The 25,486-nt window shown below is 43.3% G+C and carries 22 protein-coding genes; 13 read left to right on the top strand and 9 right to left on the bottom strand.

Annotation, left to right across the window (positions count from 1 at the left end; genetic code table 11):
* On the bottom strand, positions 1 to 3,176 hold a 3,176-nt coding region (locus ABR189_RS26875), incomplete at its 3' end, for a hypothetical protein (RefSeq protein WP_354663590.1).
* Positions 3,177 to 3,674: 498 nt separating this feature from the next.
* On the opposite strand from ABR189_RS26875, the gene ahcY reads away from it, so the two are divergent.
* Both ahcY and ABR189_RS26865 read left to right on the top strand, forming a co-directional pair.
* Positions 3,675 to 5,003, top strand: coding sequence for an adenosylhomocysteinase (gene ahcY / locus ABR189_RS26870; protein ID WP_354663589.1), 1,329 nt, complete (start codon positions 3,675 to 3,677; stop codon positions 5,001 to 5,003).
* An 89-nt stretch (positions 5,004 to 5,092) separates the two neighbouring features.
* Positions 5,093 to 5,824, top strand: a complete 732-nt coding sequence (locus ABR189_RS26865; protein WP_354663588.1) for a pyridoxine 5'-phosphate synthase — start codon at positions 5,093 to 5,095, stop codon at positions 5,822 to 5,824.
* Here the strand turns inward: ABR189_RS26865 and porQ are convergent.
* The 5 genes from porQ to ABR189_RS26840 form a co-directional block, all read right to left on the bottom strand.
* Positions 5,821 to 6,882, bottom strand: coding sequence for a type IX secretion system protein PorQ (porQ, locus tag ABR189_RS26860; RefSeq protein ID WP_354663587.1), 1,062 nt, complete (start codon positions 6,880 to 6,882; stop codon positions 5,821 to 5,823). The genes ABR189_RS26865 and porQ overlap by 4 nt on opposite strands.
* A gap of 203 nt (positions 6,883 to 7,085) precedes the next feature.
* Positions 7,086 to 9,488 (bottom strand): endopeptidase La, encoded by a 2,403-nt coding sequence (gene lon / locus ABR189_RS26855; protein ID WP_354663586.1) that lies wholly within the window; start codon positions 9,486 to 9,488, stop codon positions 7,086 to 7,088.
* Positions 9,489 to 9,745: 257 nt separating this feature from the next.
* Positions 9,746 to 10,363: a porin family protein gene (locus tag ABR189_RS26850; RefSeq protein WP_354663585.1), complete on the bottom strand. Its 618-nt coding sequence runs from the start codon at positions 10,361 to 10,363 to the stop codon at positions 9,746 to 9,748.
* 183 nt (positions 10,364 to 10,546) lie between these two features.
* A complete protein-coding gene (locus tag ABR189_RS26845; protein WP_354663584.1) occupies positions 10,547 to 11,389 on the bottom strand; it encodes a hypothetical protein in 843 nt (280 codons plus the stop codon).
* Positions 11,390 to 11,542: 153 nt separating this feature from the next.
* The gene (locus ABR189_RS26840) at positions 11,543 to 12,808 is read right to left on the bottom strand and encodes a metallophosphoesterase (protein ID WP_354663583.1); all 1,266 of its coding nucleotides are present in this window, start codon (positions 12,806 to 12,808) and stop codon (positions 11,543 to 11,545) included.
* A 387-nt stretch (positions 12,809 to 13,195) separates the two neighbouring features.
* Between ABR189_RS26840 and ABR189_RS26835 the strand changes: the two genes are divergently transcribed.
* From ABR189_RS26835 to ABR189_RS26795, 9 genes are all read left to right on the top strand, one after another.
* Positions 13,196 to 13,876 (top strand): metal-dependent hydrolase, encoded by a 681-nt coding sequence (locus ABR189_RS26835; protein WP_354663582.1) that lies wholly within the window; start codon positions 13,196 to 13,198, stop codon positions 13,874 to 13,876.
* 25 nt (positions 13,877 to 13,901) lie between these two features.
* Positions 13,902 to 14,723 (top strand): ParA family protein, encoded by an 822-nt coding sequence (locus tag ABR189_RS26830; protein ID WP_354663581.1) that lies wholly within the window; start codon positions 13,902 to 13,904, stop codon positions 14,721 to 14,723.
* Positions 14,707 to 15,627: a ParB/RepB/Spo0J family partition protein gene (locus ABR189_RS26825; protein ID WP_354663580.1), complete on the top strand. Its 921-nt coding sequence runs from the start codon at positions 14,707 to 14,709 to the stop codon at positions 15,625 to 15,627. The genes ABR189_RS26830 and ABR189_RS26825 overlap by 17 nt, the downstream gene beginning before the upstream one ends.
* A complete protein-coding gene (locus tag ABR189_RS26820) occupies positions 15,620 to 16,324 on the top strand; it encodes a DUF5683 domain-containing protein (RefSeq protein WP_354663579.1) in 705 nt (234 codons plus the stop codon). The genes ABR189_RS26825 and ABR189_RS26820 overlap by 8 nt, the downstream gene beginning before the upstream one ends.
* A gap of 83 nt (positions 16,325 to 16,407) precedes the next feature.
* Positions 16,408 to 17,124 carry a 4-hydroxy-tetrahydrodipicolinate reductase gene (dapB, locus tag ABR189_RS26815; RefSeq protein WP_354663578.1) on the top strand — a complete coding sequence of 239 codons (717 nt, stop codon included), beginning with the start codon at positions 16,408 to 16,410 and terminating at the stop codon, positions 17,122 to 17,124.
* A gap of 116 nt (positions 17,125 to 17,240) precedes the next feature.
* Entirely contained in the window at positions 17,241 to 17,660 is a 420-nt protein-coding gene (locus ABR189_RS26810) for an RrF2 family transcriptional regulator (RefSeq protein ID WP_354663577.1), read from the top strand.
* Between the two features lie 672 nt (positions 17,661 to 18,332).
* Positions 18,333 to 19,016, top strand: coding sequence for a phosphoadenylyl-sulfate reductase (locus tag ABR189_RS26805; RefSeq protein WP_354663576.1), 684 nt, complete (start codon positions 18,333 to 18,335; stop codon positions 19,014 to 19,016).
* A gap of 101 nt (positions 19,017 to 19,117) precedes the next feature.
* Entirely contained in the window at positions 19,118 to 20,026 is a 909-nt protein-coding gene (gene cysD, locus ABR189_RS26800; RefSeq protein WP_354663575.1) for a sulfate adenylyltransferase subunit CysD, read from the top strand.
* A gap of 115 nt (positions 20,027 to 20,141) precedes the next feature.
* A complete protein-coding gene (locus ABR189_RS26795; RefSeq protein WP_354663574.1) occupies positions 20,142 to 21,389 on the top strand; it encodes a sulfate adenylyltransferase subunit 1 in 1,248 nt (415 codons plus the stop codon).
* Between the two features lie 120 nt (positions 21,390 to 21,509).
* On the opposite strand, the gene ABR189_RS26790 is transcribed toward ABR189_RS26795, so the two are convergent.
* Positions 21,510 to 22,454: an NAD-dependent epimerase/dehydratase family protein gene (locus tag ABR189_RS26790; RefSeq protein ID WP_354663573.1), complete on the bottom strand. Its 945-nt coding sequence runs from the start codon at positions 22,452 to 22,454 to the stop codon at positions 21,510 to 21,512.
* A gap of 278 nt (positions 22,455 to 22,732) precedes the next feature.
* Between ABR189_RS26790 and kdsA the strand changes: the two genes are divergently transcribed.
* Positions 22,733 to 23,551 (top strand): 3-deoxy-8-phosphooctulonate synthase, encoded by an 819-nt coding sequence (gene kdsA / locus ABR189_RS26785; protein WP_354663572.1) that lies wholly within the window; start codon positions 22,733 to 22,735, stop codon positions 23,549 to 23,551.
* Positions 23,552 to 23,711: 160 nt separating this feature from the next.
* Positions 23,712 to 24,116 (top strand): hypothetical protein, encoded by a 405-nt coding sequence (locus ABR189_RS26780; protein ID WP_354663571.1) that lies wholly within the window; start codon positions 23,712 to 23,714, stop codon positions 24,114 to 24,116.
* A 79-nt stretch (positions 24,117 to 24,195) separates the two neighbouring features.
* Here ABR189_RS26780 and ABR189_RS26775 read toward each other — a convergent pair whose 3' ends face one another.
* Positions 24,196 to 25,008 (bottom strand): DUF4382 domain-containing protein, encoded by an 813-nt coding sequence (locus ABR189_RS26775; protein ID WP_354663570.1) that lies wholly within the window; start codon positions 25,006 to 25,008, stop codon positions 24,196 to 24,198.
* Positions 25,009 to 25,199: 191 nt separating this feature from the next.
* The gene (locus ABR189_RS26770) at positions 25,200 to 25,421 is read right to left on the bottom strand and encodes a PspC domain-containing protein (protein ID WP_354663569.1); all 222 of its coding nucleotides are present in this window, start codon (positions 25,419 to 25,421) and stop codon (positions 25,200 to 25,202) included.
* Between the last annotated feature and the right edge of the window lie 65 nt (positions 25,422 to 25,486).

Genomic DNA, 25,486 nt, shown 5'->3' with positions numbered 1-25,486 from the left:
TCCACCGTAATATCAAAAGCCATGTTAGGGGCATAGTCCTTGTCTTTTACGGTAATAGTAGCTTCTCCAAATACCAGCCCCGGAAGACTGGTAGAAGTACCTGTCAGTTTTAATTCACGGGTAGCCGGGCCGGTCAGTACTCCATCATCCTTAATAGTGATTTGTACCGTAACCGTACCACCATTATTAATCACCGGCGGGGTTGAGATCGTATAGTCTGACGTAGTAAAGGATGAACCGGTGACTGGCACCACACTGATGTTGATCGGAATAGCGGTAGTGACACCTGCTGGCAAACTGAACGTCACATCATAAGCCGTTCCTTCTATCATCTCTGCACTGCTGGTAGCAATGCTGATATTTTTATTGTCAGCATTTAAGCTGGTAGTATCTGCTATATCTCTGCTCGCATTTGTGATACTAAAACCACCAGGCGTTGACGTACTTCCTTTTAAAATTAATTGCTTTGTTGGTTTAAAGATCCGGTCCGACACTGCAGTAACAAAATGTTGATATACCGTATCCATTTTACCAGCTGGCAATTTGATGGTATTGGCACCTAAGGTATAGTCATCTGACAAAACAGCCGTAGAAGCGCCATCAGGTGTCAGCTCAATATTTATATCACTGGTCCATGCCACAGGATTCACAAAACTTACTTTGAGATCACTCTGCGTTCCTTCCATAAAAGGGTTGCTCACAATTTCCAATGCTATTACCTTATTAGCGGGATTATTCCAATCCACATTAATGATAGGCAGCATAGCAGAATCCGTTTTGAAGTCTGTAGCACTCGCAACAAATACAAGCGTACGATCCTGGGTATCCCCGTTAAATGCATCTATCGTACCAGGTATACTGATGGAAGCAGTGTTTTTCTGAATAACAAAAGGCCCGGTTGGAAAAACAGTGTGCATACCATCAGCGACCGTAGAGCTTTTTCCTTTATCCACATTTACCGGGATGTCATATCCTGCTTTTAGCGGAGAAGGTAAGCTGATACTTACCAATGCTCCTACTCCACCTGGGGTAAGCGGGTTCTGGGAAAAGTTAAACTGAAAAGCAATCGTTGACGGATCGTTACTGTCTTCTATATCAATAGATTTACCTACTACTGTAAATGCGGTAAGTCCATCATGTGCGGTGCCATCCAGTTTAAGTATTTCTGTTTTCTCTACCAGGTCGTCTGCTCTAATATTTACATTAAATGCAACAGCCGAGGCAGCACTATCAATTGTTACGGTATTAGAGAATGACAGGTAGTCATCTGCTACCGTCGCGGTAGACCCGGCTGTGGAAAGGGTAATGGGAATGGGTACTGCTGTTGTAATACCTGCTGGTAAGCTCAATTTAATCTCCGGTGTAGTGCCTTCCTGGAATTTATCCGGGGTGGACTCAATTGTTATAACTGTATTGGCAGGATCAAGCCGGGTACTATCTATAATATTAATAGTAGTGTCTGCAGTTACCAATTGTCCGTATACGGTGGCCTCTGCATGCAATCTCAACACTTTATTACGTTCCAGGATTTTATTAGCCGGTACCCTTAGTTTAAATGCAGTATCGTTATGAGTTGCTTTAATGGTTACCGCACTATCTGCCGACGCAAGATTTAAATGATAAGCATTAGCCTTTATAGTAGAAGTTGGTAATACAGACAACTGTACTTTAATATCCATTGAAGGTACTGTTCCCGTTGGAAGATGAATAGAGATCAGTGTGTCTTGTCCTTCATGTACATCTTTATGTTGTGGTGCGATCGTAATACGCCGGTCTTCGTCATCTACAATCTCGTAGGTACATTGCGTAGTTCCCCCAACTTTTACCATCGTATTACACGATGCCAGTTCAAATTTCATTCTCCGGTTGTACTGGAGCTGGGTATTACCAATGATTTTAACACTCGTTACCGGAATTAATTGTCCGACCACATAAGTACCTGCCGGCACCAGAAAATCTTCGTATTCAAAATCCACATGTTCCGATGCTGGATTTGTAATGGAGGCATCTGGTACTAATTTCAGACGAACATATTGAGCAGCCTTAATTTTACCCGCTGTCAGTATTTTCAGATTCAACCCGTTTATATTATGCAGATTGTTGCCTTCTGCACCTGAAGCAGTTATATTTTCAAATTGCACGGTAATTGGTACAACTGTATCAGTTTCCAGAACCGGATTAGCAATCATTGGCACGTTATCAAACTCAGTCCGGGTAGTACCATACCCCACAAGAAAACGGGCTGTCTTTATTCTTTTGGCGCTGGTAAAGATACCTAATGCCTTATGCCCGGCCATTCCTTGTTCTCCTCCACTACCCATCATATCTCCGGAAAGATAACCTGGGCCATAAGACTCGTATAGTAGATTTCTTTTATTAGCATTACCAGCATGATAAGTAGTAAAACCTGTACCAGTTTTATTGATAAAAACATGTGAGCGCTGCATTTGGGCGGGGGCAGGTGTACAGGAAAGTGCAGGAGTCCTTTCCATACCGATTGTTGTTGGGGGGACGGTTACAAACCCCTTCATACAACTGCTGTTATCTACCTGTTCAGCAGCAGTAACAGGCAAATCAGATCCCATTACAGTTTCTTCTGTGATATAGAGGTCGGCCGTACTGGAAATGAATGTGGTAGAATTAAAATGCAGCAGGTAATCCAGGAAAAAATAGGAATTACCCTGCTCATAATTAATGGTATAGCTCACCTGTAATGGCTTGTTATCAAAATCCAGCATCTGCCCCAGCACCTGCACTTTCCAGGCATCTCCCGGAACGCCCGTACCAGCTATCGGAGAAATATAAAAAGTATTGGGAATACTATCTATCCCGAATCTCAATACTAATGGGATATCAAGGTTATTATGATTTAACCGGATCATGGTATTGATCCCTTGTACAGGGTTGGAGTTCGAGTATGTACTCGCATATGTTTCACTCTTCCCATTCCGCATTACGGTATAAGAGCCATCACTATAAATATCAATTTTGAGGTCTCCTCCGGTTAGGCCGCCGGTAGGATTAATCGTGCGTACAATAACCGGGGATTGTGCAAACGCCATACCCGCCACCAGCATCAAAAGGGCTACCAACACCAATCGGTAAAGCCACTGGCACAATAGGTGACCAGGCGCAATAAGCGTTCTATTTCTAATAGGATAGGACAGGACTGACATAGGTAAAGCGTGTAAATTTCTATTCCATATAGCTAATTGATCAAACTGTATATAATCTTTTTGTAACTATTTATTTTTCAATCGTTTACATTTAAAACAACCTTTCTTCTTTCTCACCGGGGCTGGACGTCACTTACGTAACTATTTCATTTACAGGTATCTGGCAATAGTTGAAAAAATAACCTGGCGGAGTGCCTTTTATAATGAGTTTGTATACTTTATTAATTTTAAGATACTCATTACACTCTAAAATATCAAAAAACAATTATTTATATAATTATATGTCATAATTAGCAAATTTAAATCAATTATAATATGAAATCAAATTAATTTATGTAATCCGCCACAGATAAATCAAAAAAAATCAGTCTGGGATAAAGAAGGTCTTCCCTTCACAAACTATTGTTTATCAAATAGATACAGGACCACTACAAGAAACCCCTGCCGATACTATGTGAAAAGTTAAAATAGGTGTAGATTTGCACAAAATTTTTAAGAATGTCGACAATAGCTAATTCAAACATTGACTTTGACCTCAAATACAAGGTGAAAGATATGTCCCTGGCTGCGTGGGGACGTAAAGAAATAGAGCTGGCGGAAGCAGAAATGCCCGGATTGATGTCATTGCGGGAAGAATATGGTTCTTCTCAACCGCTGAAAGGTGCCCGTATAGCTGGCTGCCTTCACATGACGATCCAAACGGCTGTATTGATAGAAACCCTCGTACACCTGGGTGCAGAAGTTCGCTGGAGCTCCTGTAATATCTTCTCTACACAAGATCATGCTGCTGCTGCTGTTGCTGCTGCCGGCGTTCCTGTATTTGCCTGGAAAGGACTGAACGAGCAGGAATTTGACTGGTGTATAGAACAAACCCTGTTTTTCGGCGCTGCCGACCGTCCGTTGAACATGATCCTGGACGATGGTGGTGACCTGACCAACATGGTGCTTGACAAATACACTGAACTGGTACAACATATTAAAGGCCTGAGTGAAGAAACTACTACTGGTGTTCACCGCTTATACGAGCGTATGAAAAACGGTACTTTACCGATGCCTGCTATTAATATCAATGACTCTGTTACCAAATCCAAATTTGATAACAAATACGGTTGCCGCGAATCCTGCGTAGATGCGATCCGTCGTGCTACCGATGTAATGATTGCTGGTAAAGTAGCTGTTATTGCTGGTTTTGGTGATGTGGGTAAAGGTTCTGCTGAATCACTGGCTGGTGCTGGTGCTCGTGTAATCGTTACTGAAATTGACCCGATCTGCGCTTTACAGGCTGCAATGGAAGGTTATGAAGTAAAGAAAATGGCAGATGCCGTAAAAGAAGCTGATATCATTGTAACCACTACTGGTTGCCGCGATATCATTACCGGCGAACACTTTAAAGCCATGAAAGACAAGTGTATCGTATGTAACATCGGTCACTTCGATATCGAAATTGATGTTGCCTGGCTGAATAACAACTACGGCAAAACCAAAGTAGAAATCAAACCTCAGGTTGATAAATATACCATCGATGGTAAAGATGTTATCCTGCTGGCAGAAGGCCGCCTGGTAAACCTGGGTTGTGCTACCGGTCACCCTTCCTTTGTAATGAGTAACTCGTTTACCAACCAAACACTGGCGCAACTGGAACTGTGGACTAACACTGATAAATACGAAAACAAAGTTTACGTATTACCTAAACACCTGGATGAAAAAGTAGCCCGTCTGCACCTGAAGAAAATAGGCGTGGAACTGGATGAACTGACCACTGCACAATCTGAGTATCTCGGTATTGCCAAAGAAGGTCCTTTCAAACCCGACTACTACAGGTACTAATATATTTGAGCGTACTCAAAATTGTACTTTTAATAAAAAAGCAGCCGCAATGGCTGCTTTTTTATTGTATTAACGCCTAATTTTGTAACATGACCAAGTTAAGTGTAAACATCAACAAGTTTGCTACCCTCCGCAATGCCAGAGGAGCTAACCTGCCGGATATATTAAAAGTGGCCGCAGATTGTGAACGTTTCGGTGCAGATGGTATCACCGTACATCCCCGCCCTGATGAACGTCATATCCGCTTTCAGGATGTACGTGACCTTAAGCCACTGGTAACAACGGAGTTCAATATTGAAGGATATCCTTCCAAAGATTTTATGGACCTTGTACTGGCGGTAAAACCACACCAATGTACCCTGGTACCGGATCCTCCGGATGCGATCACCTCCAATACCGGCTGGGATACCGTACAGCATCAGGCCTTTCTGAAAGAGGTGATCTCCACACTTAAGAAAGCGGGTATCCGGGTATCTATCTTCCTGAATGCCGAGGTGGATAAGGTAGCTGGTGCTAAAAGTGCCGGCGCCGACCGTATAGAGCTATATACCGGTCCTTATGCGGAAGAATATACCAGAGCACGTACCCAACCGCAAAACCTGCAGTTGTTTAACGACTATAAAAATACAGCCAGAGAGGCTACTGCTCTTGGATTGGATTTAAATGCGGGCCATGACCTCAACCTGGATAACCTTCGCTTTTTCAAGCTGCATATTCCACAGCTCAAAGAAGTATCTATTGGTCATGCACTGGTATGTGATGCTATTTATTTAGGGCTGGAGAACACGATACAACTATACAAAAGACAATTAGTGGATTAATGGGGGGCGGGTACGATCCCCCATTCCCGTAAGGGGATATTAATACCCAGCTGATTAAAAGCCGTAGCCTGCTGATACCAGGAACGGGCATACCGCAACTGGAGTTTTTTAGTGACCACGCCTATCCCGGCAGAAAAACCACTCAGTCCTTTTTGACGGTCCAATGCCAGCTCCTGCCGGCGTAAATGATTATAGGAAGCCGTGAGCTCCACATACTTTCCGACCTCCATCTGTGCTGCCAGCACAAAATGCCGGAATAGCTTATCAAATGTGTTATTACCCTCAGCACTATTTGCAGTATTGATGATGGCGCCGTTATCCCATGCCGGATCAGCATACCTGACATCAAACTGGTAAATATGGTGTATTGTGGCAGATAATTGCAGGGGCACGTGTCTTAATCTTTGAGAAATACCTACCTGCAAATCAAAAGGCAGCGGCTCCTGCTCCTGGTAAGCATAGGTACGAAGCTGCACTCCCATATTTTTAGCTACAACAGCTATCTGCATTAAACGGGCAGTATCCTGATAAGCAATCCCAACATCCGCTCCAATGCCGCTGGAAACATACTGTTGATAACGTGAATGTACAAACTTCATGGTCATACCATAATACCACTTCTCCAGATACCTCCTGGAGGCAGACACCTGTACTGTAAAATCCCTGGGCGTAAAAGTGCCCAGTATATTGCCTGCTGCATCTGTATGCGTTACCTGCCCATAATTTACATATTGCATACTGGCGGCAAAAGTGGTATTTAACCCCGAAGCATGATACCCTATCATACCATGCCCATATTTTACACCTGCAAAATAAGCGGCATAATTCACCTGCAAATGCATATCCATATTTTCCCGCAGTAAGGCAGGGTTTAAGGCGGTAAGGGAAAGGTCATTATTCTGCTGGGCTACGTTTACACTTCCCAATGCAGTGACTTGTGCAGCAGGAGGCAGGTCCAGAAAAGAAAACACATGCTTCCCTCCCAACACCTGTCCGGTGGCAGATATCGTACATAGGAGAAATAAGCAGCCTGTAAGCAGATAATGTTTTATGTGCATGAACCCAGGTATAGCCACACAAAATAACGGAAGAAAAGGGGAATGCAAATAACCCTGTAAAAAATAAAGCCATTCCCGGTAAAAGGAATGGCTTTATTAAACCCTTAAAACAATCAACATGAAGCTCAACCGGTGTACAACTAAACCACCGGAAGAACCGTATAATAATTACCGCTATGAATAGCAGCAATGTTACACGATCTTTACTTCTTTAATAACGCTATATCCAGCACTTGGTTCATTTGCTTCACATAATGGAACTTTAACCCTTTAATATAATCCGGGTTAATTTCCTTGATATCTTTTTCATTTTGCCAGCAAAGAATGATCTCCTTGATACCAGCTCTCTTGGCGGCCAGGATTTTTTCTTTGATCCCGCCCACCGGCAATACCTGACCACGTAAGGTGATCTCACCGGTCATAGCTACATAAGATTTTACCTTACGGCCGGTATAGGCTGAAGTAAGTGCGGTAAGCATCGTAATACCCGCACTTGGGCCATCCTTAGGCACTGCTCCTTCCGGTACGTGCACATGTACATTCTTTGTGGTGAATAATTTCGGATCTATTTTAAATGGTCCGGGGTTAGCCTGCAGGTACGTTAAAGCCGTTACTGCCGACTCTTTCATTACATTTCCCAGATTTCCGGTGAGTTTTAATTCCCCTTTACCCTCACTCAGGCTGCTTTCAATAAACAGGATATCCCCTCCTACGTATGTCCAGGCCAGCCCAACTGCTACGCCGGGAGGATTGCCTACTTTATATATTTCATTGGAATAACGGGGCTTACCCAGTATTTTTTCAATTTCTACCACTGTTAAGGTATCGGGCAACTTATGCTCCAGCGCTACTTCCTTGGCGAGCGCACGCATAATGGAGGCAAACTGCCTGTCCAATTCCCTTACCCCGCTTTCACGTGTATAATCCTGTACTATTTTTTCGATCACATTATTGTTGATCCTGAATTTAAAATCCTTTAAACCGTGCGCATCCTTTTGTTTAGGTAAGAGGTGCCGCTTGGCGATCTCTATCTTTTCTTCTACAGAATACCCGCTCAGATCAATGATCTCCAGGCGGTCACGCAGTGCCGGATGAATTGCATTGATGTTATTGGCGGTAGCAATAAACAACACCTTACTCAGGTCATATTCCAGCTCCAGGTAGTTATCATAAAAGGTGCTGTTCTGCTCAGGATCCAGCACTTCCAGCAAGGCTGAGCTCGGATCTCCCCTGAAATCATTACCTATCTTATCAATTTCATCCAGTATCATTACCGGATTGGAAGACCTGATTTTGCGGATAGACTGTACGATACGGCCCGGCATAGCACCTATGTAGGTTTTACGATGCCCCCGTATTTCGCTTTCATCATGCAATCCACCCAGACTTAAACGGGCATATTTACGGCCAATTGCATTGGCAATGGAACGGCCCAGAGAGGTTTTACCAATACCCGGAGGGCCTACAAAACAAAGAATAGGAGATTTCATATCCCCTTTCAATTTCAGTACAGCCAGGTATTCCAGGATACGCTCCTTGATCTTTTCCATACCATAGTGATCATGATCCAATACCTTTTTAGCCTTTTTCAGATCATAACTATCTTCCGTATATTCTCCCCAGGGTAAATCCAGTAAGAGGTCCAGATGGTTGTATACCACTGAATAATCCGGGGTACTCGGATGCATACGCTCCAGTTTTTCTGCCCCCTTTGCAAAAAGTTCCGCAGCGGCAGCAGGCCATTTTTTTAGCTCTGCCTTACGTTGCATCTCTTTTACTTCCCGCTCATTACTATCTCCTCCCAGCTCTTCCTTAATCGACTTCATTTGCTGCTGCAGAAAATAATCCCGCTGCTGCTTATCAAGATCAGCCTTTGTTTTATTGGTAATCTTGTTTTTCAACTCCGCCAGTTGCAATTCTACCTGCAACAATTTCAGCAATAGCTCTGCACGGGTGCGCAGATTGTTTATTTCCAGCAACTGCTGCTTATCTTTTAACTCGGAGTTGAGGTTGGAAGAAACAAAATGCACCAGGAAAGACGCATTTTCAATATTCTTCAAAATAATACTGGCCTCTGATGGCAGGTTGGGAGATAACTGGATAATTTGTCCTGCCAGGTCCTTAATAGAAGAAACATATGCCTCAAATTCCGGATCATCTTCGGCAATTTCATCATGCAATAACGCTATTCTGGCCTTAAAATAAGGATCCTCTGTTGTTATTTCACTGATCTTGAACCGCTTACGCCCCTGAATGATGATAGTGGTACCTCCATCCGGCATTTTAATCAACTTCACAATACGGGCTACTGTACCCACATCACAGAGGTCTGCAATATTGGGATCTTCCACATTACTGTCTTTTTGCGCTACAACACCTATCATTTTGTCAGTCTTGTACGCGTCATTTACAGCTTTAATAGACTTATCCCGGCCTACGGTAATTGGTAAAACAACGCCAGGGAATAATACTGTATTTCGTAGAGGTAATAGTGCTAATTCTTCTGGAATCTTGTCTTCTTCCTGCCCTTCCCCATCTTCATTCAATGGTATAATGGGCATAAATTCCATTTCGTCTTCTGAATTTCCTAAATAAAATCTATTCATCTCAAGTGTTTATAGCCTTAGGGACAATCTGTCAGCCAACTGCTGAAAACGCCCACTTTTAAAGTGCACGTGTATATTGACAAGTTTGGTGCCAAGGTAATATGTCGTATTTCATAGAACAAGTACCTCGGTGTTCCGGAAGATATTTATTTATGAAGAACTGCTATTATAACATTCTAAATGGCAGGAAAGTTAAAGAAGAGGCATAAAAAAAGCGCTCCTACTGGAGCGCTTACTTATTTTGTATGTAGTGATGATTATAAAGTTACCCCTACACCTAATTGTATGCTCTGGTTTTTCCAATTGCTGGTGTTCGCTACATCCTGTACGCCTTTCACGTCAGTAAAGCCAATGATATAACGGGCACTGACATTGACAATAGGTAATTGCAGCCATAAACCGGCTACACCGGCTACATCTCCGCCTTTGAAGGCTTCGTTGGTTCCTTTAAATACATTTTTACCACTTACCAGGGCACTGAACTGAGGTCCTACCTGTAATTTTACACGGGGGCTACCCAGGGAAATATTCGCCAGCAAGGGAATACTCAGATAATTCAGGCTTACTTTTTTGCCATCATTTTCCGGATCATTCAGGTTGGCCGGATCATATATGTCCCCAAAGTTGGAAGTCGTTTTAGTTTTAGTGGAAGAAAAAACCAATTCTCCCTGTACGCCAAAACTTTTAGAAAGATTTACCTGTGCAAAACCACCCAGGTGATACCCTAATTTAAATCCATCCTGATAACCTGTACCATCCAGTTTTCCAAGATTGGCACCACCTTTTATCCCGAATCTCAGGAATTTACTTTGCGCATTTGCAGTTGAAAATGCAGTAACGGCGAGCACTGCCATGGCGAAAAACAGTTTTTTCATATAATGCTTGTTTGTTTATGGTTAAATAAAACGTCTTTAATCCGGTTTTGTTTTATACTTCGTTTTAATGTTTATTATATACACATAGACGTGCAAAGTAGATGATACCCCTATGCATGCAAAATTCATGCTACTTTATTTGTTTGACCTGATATATGCTACATGATAAATAAAGCGGGAATGTCAGAAACTATAATTTACTCTTGCAGTAAAGTAGGTCATTGCCTGTTTATCGACTCCCTGCAATGGTTTAAATAAGGTGAAAGAAGGGGCAAGCGTCAGCTTCCCGATAAGATAGGAAAGATTAACTGTTACGTCTATAGCACGGGGTTCAAAGTTCGTTTTATCCTCCAGCTCAATTTCGCGGCCATCACGTTTTTTCTTTGCCTTTTTAATTTTGGATGACCGGGATACATATTGAAATGCCTTCAGATTGCTGTAATAGTTAGCTGTGCCCATCGTAAATCCCAGGGATGGAGTCAGCAGGATCGCATCTTCCGGAATAAGCACATCTGTAAATATAAACGGATGACGCACTGCAGTAATAATATTAAAATCCTTGCCGGTAAGTGTATGTGTAAAACGTCCTGTTGTAGTCACCTCTTTCCCCCAGCCAAAGTCAAACACCACTCCGGGCTGCAGCCACCACTTACGATAGTAGAAATAAGCAAACAGTTCGTTATTAATGGGGGTAGCAGGCACATCACTTGAGTCTGCAAAGAAATAATGCGTATAGGAGATACCGGTAAGAAAACTCCGGTTTTTCGTATAATCATATCCTGCAGTAAGGTCTGTCTCAAACCAGGGATGCCTGGTGGCATCAAAAAGATAATAAGTGCTGGCAGCACCAAAGAAGCCACTTTTATGATAATAGGAAACGGAAGGGGAAATAAATGGTTTCAAAACGATAGGCAGATCAAAATTAGTAGCTTTTCCTCCGTACGCAGGGTTATTACCATACCCCACTCCTACAATAAGCTCACTCTTCTCCTGCTTCTGGAGCAGGGAATCCAGTTGTCGTTCCAATTCGGCTAAACTTTGCCCCATCCCAACCCGGCTACCTAACAGCAACAAGAATATAAAGCAATAGCGCATGAAAATGCATTTACAAAACTCCTGCCTGCAAGATAGGTGATTCAACACAATTTTGAGCAGGCCAGACGGTATATCCTTTGCTGCTTAAACCAGTTCTATAACAGTTATTTCCGGTAAAATACCTACTCTTCCCGGGTAGCCCAGGAAACCAAATCCACGGTTTACGTACAACCTTTGTGTTCCCTGCTTATAAAGGCCAGCCCATTCCTTATACATATATTGGGCTGGGCTCCATTTAAAGCCAGGTATTTCTACGCCAAACTGCATCCCATGAGTATGTCCGGCCAGCATCAGGTCTATATCCCCGTACTCAGGTCTTACCTGGGCACTCCAATGGGTAGGATCATGAGAAAGCAATATTTTGAAGGGTACTCCTGCAGTGCCCTCATAAGCTTTTTTAAGATCACCATAGCGGGGAAACCGCTTGATAGCACTCCAGTTTTCAATACCAATCACGGCTATCTGCTGCCCCTCCTTTTCCAGGAGCACATGTTCATTCATCAGCAGGCGCCACCCTAATTCGCCATGAATTTCCTTCAGGCGCTCCAGGTTTTTAGCCCGTAGTGCACTATAGCCACCTGCATCCTTATCCGGCCACACATAATAATCGCCGTAATCATGATTTCCCAGTGTAGAATACACCCCTAAAGGTGCTTTGATCTGGCTGAATACATCCATGTACCCGTCCATCTCCACCGAGCGGTCATTTACCAGGTCGCCGGTAAACAATACCAGATCTGCTTTTTGTGCATTGATCATATCAATCCCCTTCATTACTGCCGCCTTGTCACCAAAGCTGCCAGCATGAATATCAGAGATCTGTACCACCTTTAAACCCTTAAAAGCCGGGGGCAGGTTCTTATAAGCGAGCTTCAGCTTATGTACCCGGTAATTATACTTATTGGAAAAGCCGTATAGCAGGGTGGCAAACAAACTTCCCCCCATCAGCAGACCTGCTTTGGAGAAAAACTGCGACCGGCTGATGCCTTCTCCGGTAGGGGCAGGCAACGCTGTATTGCCCGCTGTAAACTTGCTGATAAGCCACTGAATACCCCGGCGCATATCATCCAGTAGTAAAAAAAGTACCACTATCAGCTTGGCCAGCACCAATCCCATCAGGATCGCCATTACATAAGAACGTATATTAGCCGGCCAGTCATGCCAGTTGACATAAGGTAGCAATGCTATCGTCAGCAACCCTGATATAGAAATAAACCAATATATACCATAAACAATACTGCGTACACGGGAGTTTGACATATGCACGGCAGCACGTACTGCCTGGAAAACATAAATATCAATGAGAAGTATAAAAACTACAAGAATAATGGAATTAAATCCAGATCGCATTAGTAAATTTTTGAATAATTCAGATGAACAGGCAAGTTAAGCCATGGCTCCCGTTCAAAAAAGTTAAAACCGGCTGTAATAAGGAAGACGATTGATACGGGAGAAAATTGTATCAGTATTAAAACATTGCTGCGGCTGCTATTCCGGAAAACAAAAAATAAACAACTAGTTGATTATGAACAAATTAACAATTTGTCATTTTTTACTTACCCGCAGGTTGTGAATAAATAAATATACTACAGCGCCCGATTTTTACCTAATCGTTGTATTTTTGTCCGACTGGGGTTATTTTTTCACTAAAAAATGGAAAATTAATATTAAACAATTAAAAACAGTTATATGTTGCTGTTTAATTGTGAACTATTAATTCTTTAATTACTGGCGCTCATGAAATATACCTGTTATGGCCATTCCTGTTTTGCGGTAGAGATCAAGGGCAAGAAAATCCTTTTTGATCCGTTTATTACACATAATGAACTGGCAGCAAAAGTAGCGATAGACACGATCACGGCAGATTATATTTTTGTTTCACATGGACATGATGATCATGTAGCAGACCTGGTGACCCTGGCAAGGCGTACCAATGCTACGGTGGTATCCAACTTCGAAATTACAGTTTGGGCAGGTAAGCAGGGTATTGAAAAGGTGCACCCGATGAATACCGGTGGTAAATGGCAGTTTGAATTCGGGACGGTAAAATGTGTCACTGCGCATCATTCCAGCGGCCTGCCGGATGGCTCCTATGGCGGCAACCCTATGGGCTTTATTTTCACAACAGAAGAAGGCAACTTTTACTATAGCGGGGATACTGCGCTTACCCTGGATATGCAACTGATACCCAGGTATGCCACTTTGGATTTCGCCATACTGCCCATAGGTGATAACTTTACCATGGACATAGCAGATGCCGCTATAGCAGCGGAATTTATTAAATGTAAAAAGATCATAGGCGTTCACTATGATACTTTCGGTTTTATTAAAATAGATAAAGCCGAAGCCCGGCAAAAATTTGATGCAGCAGGCCTCGAATTGTTACTCCCTGAAATCGGAAGTACAATAGACGTATAGCCGCAAATAGTTAATAAATCACACAATGGCTAGAGTAATCGCAATCGCCAATCAAAAAGGTGGCGTAGGTAAAACAACAAGTGCTATTAACCTGGCAAGCAGCCTGGCAGTGTTGGAGTTTAAAACACTGCTCGTGGATGCCGACCCTCAGGCAAACAGCACTACTGGTTTGGGTTTTGACTTGCGCAATATCCAGCAGAGCTTATATGACTGCATGGTAAACGATATTCAGGCAAAAGACGTGGTATTGGAATCCGATACCCCTAACCTGAAAGTATTACCCTCACATATTGACCTGGTGGGTGCAGAACTGGAGCTTATTAACCATCCTAACCGGGAACGGGTGATGAAGCAGGTGATAGATTCAGTGAAGGACGATTACGATTTTGTTATTGTGGATTGCTCCCCCTCCCTGGGCTTAATTACTGTAAATGCCCTGGTAGCTTCCAATTCTGTAATTATACCGGTACAATGCGAGTTTTTTGCACTGGAAGGTTTGGGTAAGCTCCTGAATACTATTAAAATAGTACAAAGCAGATTAAATACTGACCTGGAAATAGAAGGTATTTTAATGACCATGTATGATGGCCGTTTACGCCTCAGCAACCAGGTAGTGGATGAAGTAAAACAACACTTTGAAGAAAGTGTGTTCAATACCATCATTCACCGCAATACCAAATTAGGAGAAGCACCGAGCTTTGGTAAGTCAGTTATTATGTATGATGCTGCCAGCACAGGCGCCATCAATTACCTGAACCTGGCTAAAGAAATCCTGCAAAAGCATAACTTCACACACATTAAATCAGCAGATAAAATCCTGGCTATAAACGATGACCAATCCAAGTAAAAAAGAAGCACTGGGAAAAGGCATCCGCTCCCTTTTGCAAAATATTGATACTGATCTGAAGCACACGTCCAACGCGCTCGGAGAACAGGTAGTAGCTACTGTTACCGGTATAGAGCGGATTTTGCTGAGCCAGATTGAAGTAAACCCCAAGCAGCCCAGAAGGGATTTTGATGAACAGGCCTTACAGGAACTGAGCCAGTCTGTCAAACTGCATGATATTATCCAGCCCATTACAGTTGCCAAAATAAACAGCAAAAAATACCAGCTGATAGCTGGTGAAAGGCGTTTACGGGCTGCTAAAATGGCTGGACTAAAAGATATTCCGGCCTATATCCGCCAGGTAAATGACCAGGAACTGCTGGAGCTGGCATTGCTGGAAAATCTTCAGCGCGAAAACCTGAATGCCATAGAAATCGGCCTGAGCTACAAACGGCTGATGGACGAATGTACCCTTACCCAGGAACAGGTGGCAGACAGGATGGGCAAAGAAAGAAGCACCGTTACCAACTATATACGCCTGCTTAAACTTCCGCCTGATATCCAGGTGGCCGTACGCAATGCCAAACTAAGCATGGGGCATGCCCGCGCCTTAAGTGGTGTGGAAGATGTTGAAAAACAACTGTTCGTTTTTAATGAGGTGATGAAAAATGGCCTGTCTGTAAGACAAACAGAAGAACTGGTCCGTAAAATGAACCAGCCATCTGATAAAGGCCACGCTAAAAACTCCGTTAAAAATAAACTGGCGCCTGCTTACCAAAGAATAGAATCCAGCCTCGCAACACATTTTTCTACCAAAGTAAAACTGGAACGTAGCAAGAATGGTAAAGGAAGTATCAACATTGAATTTTATTCGGACGAAGAACTGGATAGTATCCTGGAAAAAATAGATTTATACGGTGGCTAACGGCACAGGAAACATATTTTTTTTACTGCGTAACTCTTTATTAATACTGCTGGCAGTGATTGGCTGCCATACACTGCAGGCACAGGATACCCTGGCGCCCGTAAAAAGGGTTGCAGACACCCTTGGTCATCCACCAGCTTTAGCAACAGATACGGTAAAAACAACTGTACGGAAAGATTCTACTACCATCAGTTTCCATCCTGCGCCGGCTCCGCACAGCCCCAGAAAAGCCACGCTGTATTCCGCAGTACTCCCCGGTTTAGGGCAGTACTATAACCGGGAATACTGGAAATTACCATTAGTATATGCCGCATTGGGTACCTGTACCTACTTCTTCATTACTAACCTGGACCAATACAAAACCTACCGGGATGCCTACCGCTTAAGAATGGATGGCAACCCAGATACACACGATAAATTTGAGGATATTTACAAAAATCCCCAGTCACTGAAAATATTAAGAGATGGTTACCGGGAGTATGTAGACTATTCCGTATTGTTTTTTGTGCTGGCTTACGGACTGAATATTATTGATGCTACGGTATTTGCCCACCTCAAACAGTTTGATATGTCCAACGACCTGAGTATGCGGATAAGCCCAACGATCATTAATAACCAGGCTATAGGCATAGGATTGCATATTCAGCTGGGCAAACAGAAAAAGAGCAAACAGGCCTGGGCCTATACGGTTAAATAACCTGTAATAAAAGCACTTCATCCGGAAAATATCCCACTTCCAGTATTTTTACATTACTAATCAACATAACTTAATAGCAGGTCATGAAAATAGCACTTATCGGATATGGAAAAATGGGACAAGCCATAGAAGCAATAGCGGTTTCCCAGGGCCATGAGGTAATTATCAAGATAGATATCAACAGCCAGCACCTGCTGGCCAAAGAACATCTTGGACAGGCAGATGTAGCGATTGAGTTTACAACACCTGAAACAGCTTATGACAATATCCTGAAATGTTTTGAGGCAGATGTACCTGTAGTTTGCGGTACTACCGGCTGGCTGGAAAAATTGCCTGATATCAAATCCAGGTGCCTGGCAGAAAACAAGGCCTTCCTGTATGCCAGTAACTTCAGCGTAGGGGTAAATATCTTTTTTGAGATCAATAAAAGACTGGCGGCATTAATGGCTTCTCAGCCCCAATATGATGTATGGATGGAAGAAATTCACCATACCCAGAAAAAAGATGCTCCCAGCGGTACTGCCATTACCCTGGCAGAGCAGGTACTGGAAAAACTGGACCGCAAATCCGGATGGGTAAACCAGGAAAGTAACCAGCAACAGGAACTTCCTATTATCTCTAAAAGAGAGGATCCTGCGCCTGGTACACATATAGTAACCTACACCTCTGCCATTGATGATATCACTATTACCCACACCGCACACTCCCGCCAGGGATTTGCTGCCGGCGCTGTAATAGCGGCTGCATGGCTGAAAGATAAAAAAGGTATCTTTACGATGAAAGATGTACTTGCCCTATAACTAGATGGTAAGCATCTTGTTAGGGCAAAACGTTAAATAATGCAGGAAGCTCTTATATTTGCCGAAATGTTCACCGCAAGTATTGCACATCCGCATAGGAATGCAAATCGTACTATATGTTATCTAAAAAAACACAATACGCTTTTCACGCATTGATTCATCTGGCCGAGCATGTGGATAAAGGTCCCATTCTTATTTCTGAGATTGCCCAGGAGAAGAATATCTCCATCAAATTCCTGGAAAATATCCTCCTGGAGTTAAAGAATGCAGGTATCCTTGGCAGTAAGAAAGGAAAAGGAGGTGGTTATTACCTCCTCAGGCCGCCGAAAGAGATCGCACTGGCCAAAATTATCCGGTTGCTCGATGGGCCTATTTCCCTGCTTCCCTGCGTAAGCCTGAACTACTATGAGCGTTGCGACAATTGTCGCGATGAAGCCGTATGTGGGCTCAATGAAGTCATGTCCAAAGTAAGGGATGCCAGTTTGAAGATACTGGAGAGCAAAACACTGAAAGATATACTGACCAGACAGCAGTAAAACAGGGACGCTCCTTCCCTGATGCACAGGCATGCCTCCGGCAGCACCTGCTGGTTCATCAACTAAATAAAACCACCAGGGTTCCTCCTAACAGGAACCCTGGTGGCATTTATAGCCCATAGCCCGCTCCGTCGGGCTATATTTTTTTCTCCCCCCTGTTTCCCTCCAACATATTAGTATTAATACCTCTTTATTAGCCCTCCCGGCCTCGCTGGATGGTAAACCCTTTTCAGGATTAACTAACAAAAGATGTAAACCTCTGGCAGGACTAGACCAAAATCAGGGTTACCCCTGCCATGGGCCTACGTTTCGTTAGGGATATCCCGTATATGTCCCGTATATGTCCCGTAGATATCCCGTAGATATCCCGACAATATAGCTGGTCGGGATATCTACGGGACATCTACGGAATATGTATGGACTATTTATAAGTACACATAGCACTACTGGTAGGTATTGTTGGGAGTAAAGCAGGGAATGACATAAAGTTGCCTAGTAATTACAGCATCCCTCCCCTGTAATTCCCTATTTATCCACAAAAGTGTTTTCCCGGGAAATAATTTCTTTCAATAGTCTATCTTTTTTATAGGTTTTATGTATTTTTGTATTAGCAGTACGTTTCAAAAGGGCTCGTTACTGTTGCTGGCACAATGTTTAATTTAAGGAAGTTACATGACAGACATTACTACCGCACTGGCCAATAAATCTGAGGCCGAAGCTATACAGTACCTGGTGGAGCAATACCCGGGGGCAGTAGCTTTTTCTACCTCCTTTGGCCAGGAAGACCAGGTAATTGCAGATATTATCTGGCGAAATAAGCTGCCCGTCAGGGTTTTTACGCTTGATACCGGCAGATTGTTCCAGGAAACCTATGATGTGATGGATCTTACCCGGGCGCGCTATAAGCAGCCTATTGAGGTGTATTTCCCCGAATCAGCAGATGTGGAAAGACTGGTGGCCGAAAAAGGTTTTAACAGCTTTTATGACTCTGTGGAGAACCGGAAAGAGTGTTGTCATATCCGGAAGGTCATCCCGCTTAACAGGGCACTGGAAGGGGTCAAAGTATGGATTACCGGCTTAAGAGCAGAGCAATCTGACAACCGGCATGATATGCAAACGCTGGAATGGGATAACAATCGTGGGTTGTATAAATATAACCCATTGATACACTGGGGATTTGATGAAGTATTAAGCTACCTGGACAAATACAACGTTCCATTCAACAAGTTACATCAGCGGGGTTATGTAAGTATTGGATGTGCGCCCTGTACACGTGCGATAGAACCAGGTGAACATCCCAGGGCTGGCCGCTGGTGGTGGGAACAATCGCACAAAGAATGCGGCCTCCACGGGTAAACCAACAACCACATAGTAGCCCCTTGCTATTATGCCACAATAAACGAATTTATGCTGGCAGCATACCGCTTACAGCTAACATCATTTGAACTTCTGATAATATGAGCAATAAAATACAATGGGAATTTCCGCAGGCACTAGAAGATGAAGCTATTTTCATACTTCGGGAAACAGCCGCCCAGTTTGAAAAACCGGCTATCTTGTTCTCCGGTGGTAAAGATTCTATTACTATCGTCAGATTAGCACAAAAGGCATTTTACCCTGGTAAGATACCTTTTCCGTTGCTGCATATAGATACTGGCCATAATTTCCCGGAAACCCTGGAATTCCGCGACTGGCTGGTCAACTCCCTGGGGCTGGATATTGTGGTAAGAAATGTGCAGGATAGTATTAATCAGGGCAAAGTACAGGAAGAAACCGGTAAATACGCCAGCAGAAATGCTTTACAAACCGTAACGTTACTGGATGCCATTGAAGAACTGAAATTTGATGCTTGTATAGGTGGTGCACGCCGGGATGAAGAAAAAGCCAGGGCCAAGGAAAGGATCTTCTCTGTAAGAGATGAGTTTGGCCAATGGAATGCCAAAATGCAAAGGCCTGAATTATTTGATATGCTTAACGGCAAAATCAACATAGGTGAAAATGTGCGGGTATTCCCCATTTCCAACTGGACTGAGCTGGATGTATGGAATTATATCCGCCGGGAAAAACTGGAAATTCCCTCCATCTACTTCTCCCATGAAAGAGAAATCATAGAACGGGATGGGCTGTACTGGCCTTATTCTCCTTTCCTGAATACTACAGAGGAAGAAGTGCCTTACCGTCAGAAAGTACGTTTCCGTACCGTAGGAGATATGACCTGTACAGCGGCAGTGATTTCTGAAGCAGACAAACTGGAAGATATTATTGCAGAAATCATGGAAGCCAAAATTTCCGAAAGAGGCGCCCGTATAGACGACAAACGTTCTGAGGCTGCAATGGAAAAAAGAAAACAGGCCGGCTACTTTTAACAGTACCATTCCCGTAGGGATGCCACCCTGGTTTTATCAAACCGCTCAATGATTAATTAAACAGATAAATCACCAAAGCTAAAAGCACATTGCAGCTAGCCTAAAATATAAAAATATGGAGGTTTTACGTATAGCCACTTCTGGTAGTGTTGATGATGGAAAAAGTACACTGATAGGCCGCTTATTATACGATACCAATTCTATTCCACAGGATAAAATGGATGCCCTGCATGCTGCCAGCAAGCGTAAAGGTCTTGATTTTACCGATCTTTCTTTATTAACAGATGGATTGGTGGCAGAAAGAGAACAGGGTATTACCATTGACGTGGCACATATTTACTTTTCCACGCCTGCACGTAAATATATTATTGCTGATACCCCCGGTCATATTGAGTACACCCGCAATATGGTAACCGGTGCTTCCAATGCGCAGGCTTCCCTGATATTGATTGATGCCCGTAAAGGTATCGTGGAACAAACTTACCGCCACTTCTTTATCTCTAATATGCTGCGCATTCCTTACCTGGTAGTGTGTGTAAATAAAATGGACCTGGTTGAGTATGATCAGGCGCGTTTTAACCAGATAGTGGAAGACTTCCAGCAACTCCTGGATCAGGCTCCCTTCAAAGTGCAGGAAGTGAAATTCATTCCTATTTCTTCGCTTTATGGAGAGAATGTAGTCAGCAAAACAGGTAAAATAGACTGGTATAGTGGCGAAACCTTGCTGGAATACCTGGAACAGGTAGCATTTGATCATGAAGACAGCAGCCACCCTGCCCGTTTCCCGGTACAACAGGTAATACGCCCCCGAACAGAAGCTTATCACGACTTCCGCGGCTTTGCAGGCAAAGTAGCCAGTGGCCATTTTAATGTAGGGGATGAAATTGTATCGTTGCCTTCCATGCAACAAAGCAGGATCAAAACAATTGAACAATTTGAAAAGCAATTAACCACCGCACATGCGAGAGAAAGTGTGGTCATCACACTGGAAGATGAAATAGATACCAGCCGTGGCAATATGCTGGCTAAAAAGGACAGCGCTCCTTCCCAGCTCAAGGAAATTACCGCACATATCTGCTGGATGGATCAGCAAAAATTACCCCTGGGCAAAACCTACCTGCTGCAGCATGGTATCAACCGGGTAAAAGCCAAGGTGCAAAGTATCCATCATGTGATAGACGTAACCTCCAATCGTACGTTAGAAGATAAAAAAGAACTTGGACTCAATGATATAGGCAAAATTACGCTGAAAACAGCGCAGCCGATCTTTGCAGACCCTTATCATATTAACCCCGCCAATGGCGCATTCATACTGGTGGACGAATCCAGTAATGCTACCGTTGCTGTAGGGTTTGTAGAATAGCAGGCACTGTACAACATACCGCTTTGTAACATACATCTTAAGCCAGCTTTAAAAAGAAAAAGCATTCAGATAATCCTGAATGCTTTTTCTTTTAGAAAGAATTGGTGTATGCGGAATATTTTATTTTTTCAGATTGTTTAACATATCTGTAGTCATTTTAGTCAGATCATATTCCGGCTTCCAGTGCCAGTCATTACGCGCTAGTTCATCATTAATACTTTCAGGCCAGCCATCTGCAATCTCCTGCCGGTAATCCGGTTCATAGCTGATCTCAAACGCGGGGATATGCTGCCTGATTTCTGCTGCTATTTCTTTGGGGGAAAAGCTCATGGCAGCAAGGTTATAACTGGAACGTACCGTTATTTTTGAGGCATCAGATTCCATTAATTCTATAGTAGCCCGGATAGCATCCGGCATATACATCATAGGCAGGTAGGTATCTTCTTTCAAAAAGCATTTGTATTTCTTTTCTTCCAGCGCTTCATGAAATATTTCAATTGCATAATCCGTAGTACCACCACCAGGAGCTGATTTATAGCTGATCAGACCAGGATAACGTAAACTCCTTACATCTACTCCATAGCGGTGATGATAATATTCGCACCAGCGCTCTCCTGCAAATTTGCTGATACCATAAATGGTGGTAGGCTCGATCACGGTATGCTGTGGTGTATTTTCTTTGGGGGAGGTAGCACCAAATACAGCGATGGAGCTGGGCCAGTATACTCTGTCAAGGCTTTCTTCCTTCGCAATATCCAGCACATTCAACAAGCTCTGCATATTGATGTGCCAGGCCAGTAATGGGTTCTTTTCACCGGTAGCAGATAAGATCGCTGCCAATAAATAAATCTGGGTAATATTGTGCCGGATCACCAGCACGTGCAACATCTCCTTATTCATCACATCCAGCGATACATAAGGTCCGGTACCTTTCAGCAGTTCATGTTCTTCCCGCAAATCAGACGCCAGTACGTTGGCATCTCCATACATTTTCCTTAACGCCAGCGTCAACTCCACTCCTATTTGTCCACAGGCACCTATGACCAATATCTTATCTTTCTTCATGCTTTATTAATTGAAGCCTTCTGTTTAATTCGTTGCGTAATATTACTGGCTTCCCGGATAATTATAAACAAAGCCAGATACGCATGACAATGCGGTAACAATTTTTAAATCCCCTACTTTAAAATAACAAGTTTAGCTCCTCTTTGTTTACAATATTATGACAAATTACCAGATCCCTAAAATGAAGTACCAGCGCGTACAAATGACAGATATGCACCTCCACTCTATTAACTTTCGTACCTTTGTGCACTTCAAGTAAAGTCCAATAGCGAAATATTATGAAACATTTAAAGTCATTGTTCAAGGACCAATATAATCCCGATAACTTTTTTCTGATTGCAGGTCCGTGTGTAGTAGAAGATGAAGCCTTACTGGTAAAAGTAGCAGAGAAAGTATCTGCTATCTGCAAGAGACTGGCCATCCCATATATTTTTAAAGCGTCTTACCGCAAAGCTAACCGTACCAGCATCCACTCGTTTACAGGGGTGGGAGATGTAGAAGGACTGGACCTGTTACAGAAAATGGGCCAGCAGTTTAACCTGCCGGTCACCACAGATATACATTCTGCTGCCGAGGCCGCGATGGCTGCTGCTTATGTGGATGTATTACAGATTCCTGCCTTTTTATGCAGGCAAACGGATATCCTGCTGGCTGCCGCAGAAACCGGTAAAGTAGTGAATGTAAAAAAGGGCCAGTTTGTAAGTGGGGAAGCCATGAAATTTGCGGTAGAAAAAGTAAAGGGTGCAGGCAATGATAAAGTGATGCTGACAGAACGTGGAACTACTTTTGGCTATCAGGATCTGGTAGTGGATTACCGTAATATTCCTATCATGCGGCACCACGGGGTACCTGTGATCATGGATTGTACCCATTCCCTGCAACAGCCTAACCAAAGCAGTGGTGTTACCGGCGGCAATCCGCAGATGATCAGTACCATTGCTAAAGCAGCTATTGCAACTGGCGCTGATGGTTTATTTATCGAAACACACCCTGACCCTGCCAATGCCAAATCTGATGGTGCCAATATGCTCCACCTGGATCACCTGGAAGCGCTGTTGGAACAGCTGGTAAAAATCAGGCAGGTGATTAAGGCTTAAATAAGTTTTGCAACGATACTCCCGGAGCTGGCTATTTATTTAGCCAGCTCTTTTTTATGCCGGATATAGCTATCCTGCTCCATACAACTTCCCTGGTAATTGAAATGGTGTCTTTAAAATTTTTCCGTAAATTCATAGTACACTTAAATTCATTCCCGCTATGATTAGTTTACACGAATTAAAGGCAGGCGACACTGTGCTCGTTTCTTATGAAGGACAACTCCAGGAAGGCAAAGTGATGGAACTGAATCCGGAAGACAAACAGGTATGTGTGCTTACGGGTGAAGAAAATGAGTTCTGGTATGACCTCGAAAGCCTCTTCCCCATCCCGCTGGATGAAACCCAGCTATTAAAACTTAAGTTCAAAAAAGACGAAGCGCTTTCCGGTAACGGTGGGGGGCAGGTATTTGTAAGAGGCCCCTTTTCAGTAAGGATCCGCAATGAAAATGGCCAAAAGCTGATTGACCTGCATTACCGGGATGAAACCCGTGCGCTTAAAGGTGATTTAACGGTGAATGAGCTGCAAAACCATTATATCGGAATGACCAATTTCCACCTGGAATAGCATATTAAACAGCATATAAAAGCAAAACCATGCGCCCACTAGCTCCGGACGCATGGTTTTGCTTTTATATGAAACAGGATTATTTCTTTTGTAACCGTAAGGTGTCTACTGTAGTCACACTGCCTACATTTACGGTAATACCATCTTTAATGGCGGCATTGTATGTGGTATCTGTAGGCAGGTAATGCAACGCGTAAGTGGCGGCATTTACGCCTTTTATAGTATACGCCCCACCCGCGCCGGTGTAGGTACTGGCTACCGTATCAGCCCCATTCAGGACAATAATAGCAGTTTTCACACTATCGGGCCATACAGCTCCCTGGATTGTACCTCCCTGAGCCGCCAGAATAGTACGGATTACAGGGTGCAACATGTATTTACCGCTATTACCGGCTTCATGAATGGACTTTGCTACATCAAAATCCAATAATAATTTATACAGGATACCATCTGTAACCGGCATGTTTATTTTCAGTTTCACCCCGGAGGATTGGCCACTGGGCGTTTGTAACTTAACAGAGTCGCCCCGGTTGGTTACTACCCAGTTATTATCTCCCAATACCAGGCGGATCTCTTTAATAGTACCGCTATTGATAGTGGCATCAGCCAGCACGGTATCTTTATCATTTACCAATGTCAATAAATTGTACATGCCCTTTTTGATGCCGGGTAAAGGCAGCCAGCCGTTATCATCATCTTCGGTGTAGCTGATGTTCACATCCTGAACGTCGATATAAACAGCCCTGAAATCGCCAGGATCATCTGTAAGGGCTACCTGTAAGCGGGATTTCCCGATCATGCTATTGGTATCATCATTTGTGCAGGATGAAAAAAACAAGGCGCCTGCAAGCACGAATAGGCCTGGCAAAACATGTTTCATTGTAGGTTTCATAAACTCGTTTTAGATTTTCAATAAAAAAATGGTACTCCCTGATAAAATATGGCATTCTCCCACATGACAATGGGCAGCTGTTAGACTATTTAAAACAGGAAAAGTTTAAGTATGCAGTATACAAACTTGTAAACTGGCGTTCAATCAGTTATTAATCAGGCGACTATAACGTTAAATTATTGAGCGGGTACTTACAGATAGCGTAACGGGTTTCTTCTGGCGTTCAGAATATAGTTTTTCATATTTACCCAGAAAGCAAGGATCATGTATACGATAACGGGCGACCCCATTGTAAGAAAGGAGGCATAGATAAAAAACAGGCGAATCCGCGAGGTTGCCACTCCCAGCTTTTCGCCTATAGCGGCACACACACCAAACGCGCGCCATTCCACGAAACCTTTAAAACGATTCATATATCAAATTTATCACAATCCATTGGTAAAAACAAATGGTTCCTCTTCCGGGAACGTATCCATTA

This window comes from Chitinophaga sp. H8, assembly GCF_040567655.1.
Taxonomy (GTDB): domain Bacteria; phylum Bacteroidota; class Bacteroidia; order Chitinophagales; family Chitinophagaceae; genus Chitinophaga; species Chitinophaga defluvii.
Note: the sequence above shows the minus strand (reverse complement) of the source record. Positions and strands in the feature narration are given on the sequence as shown.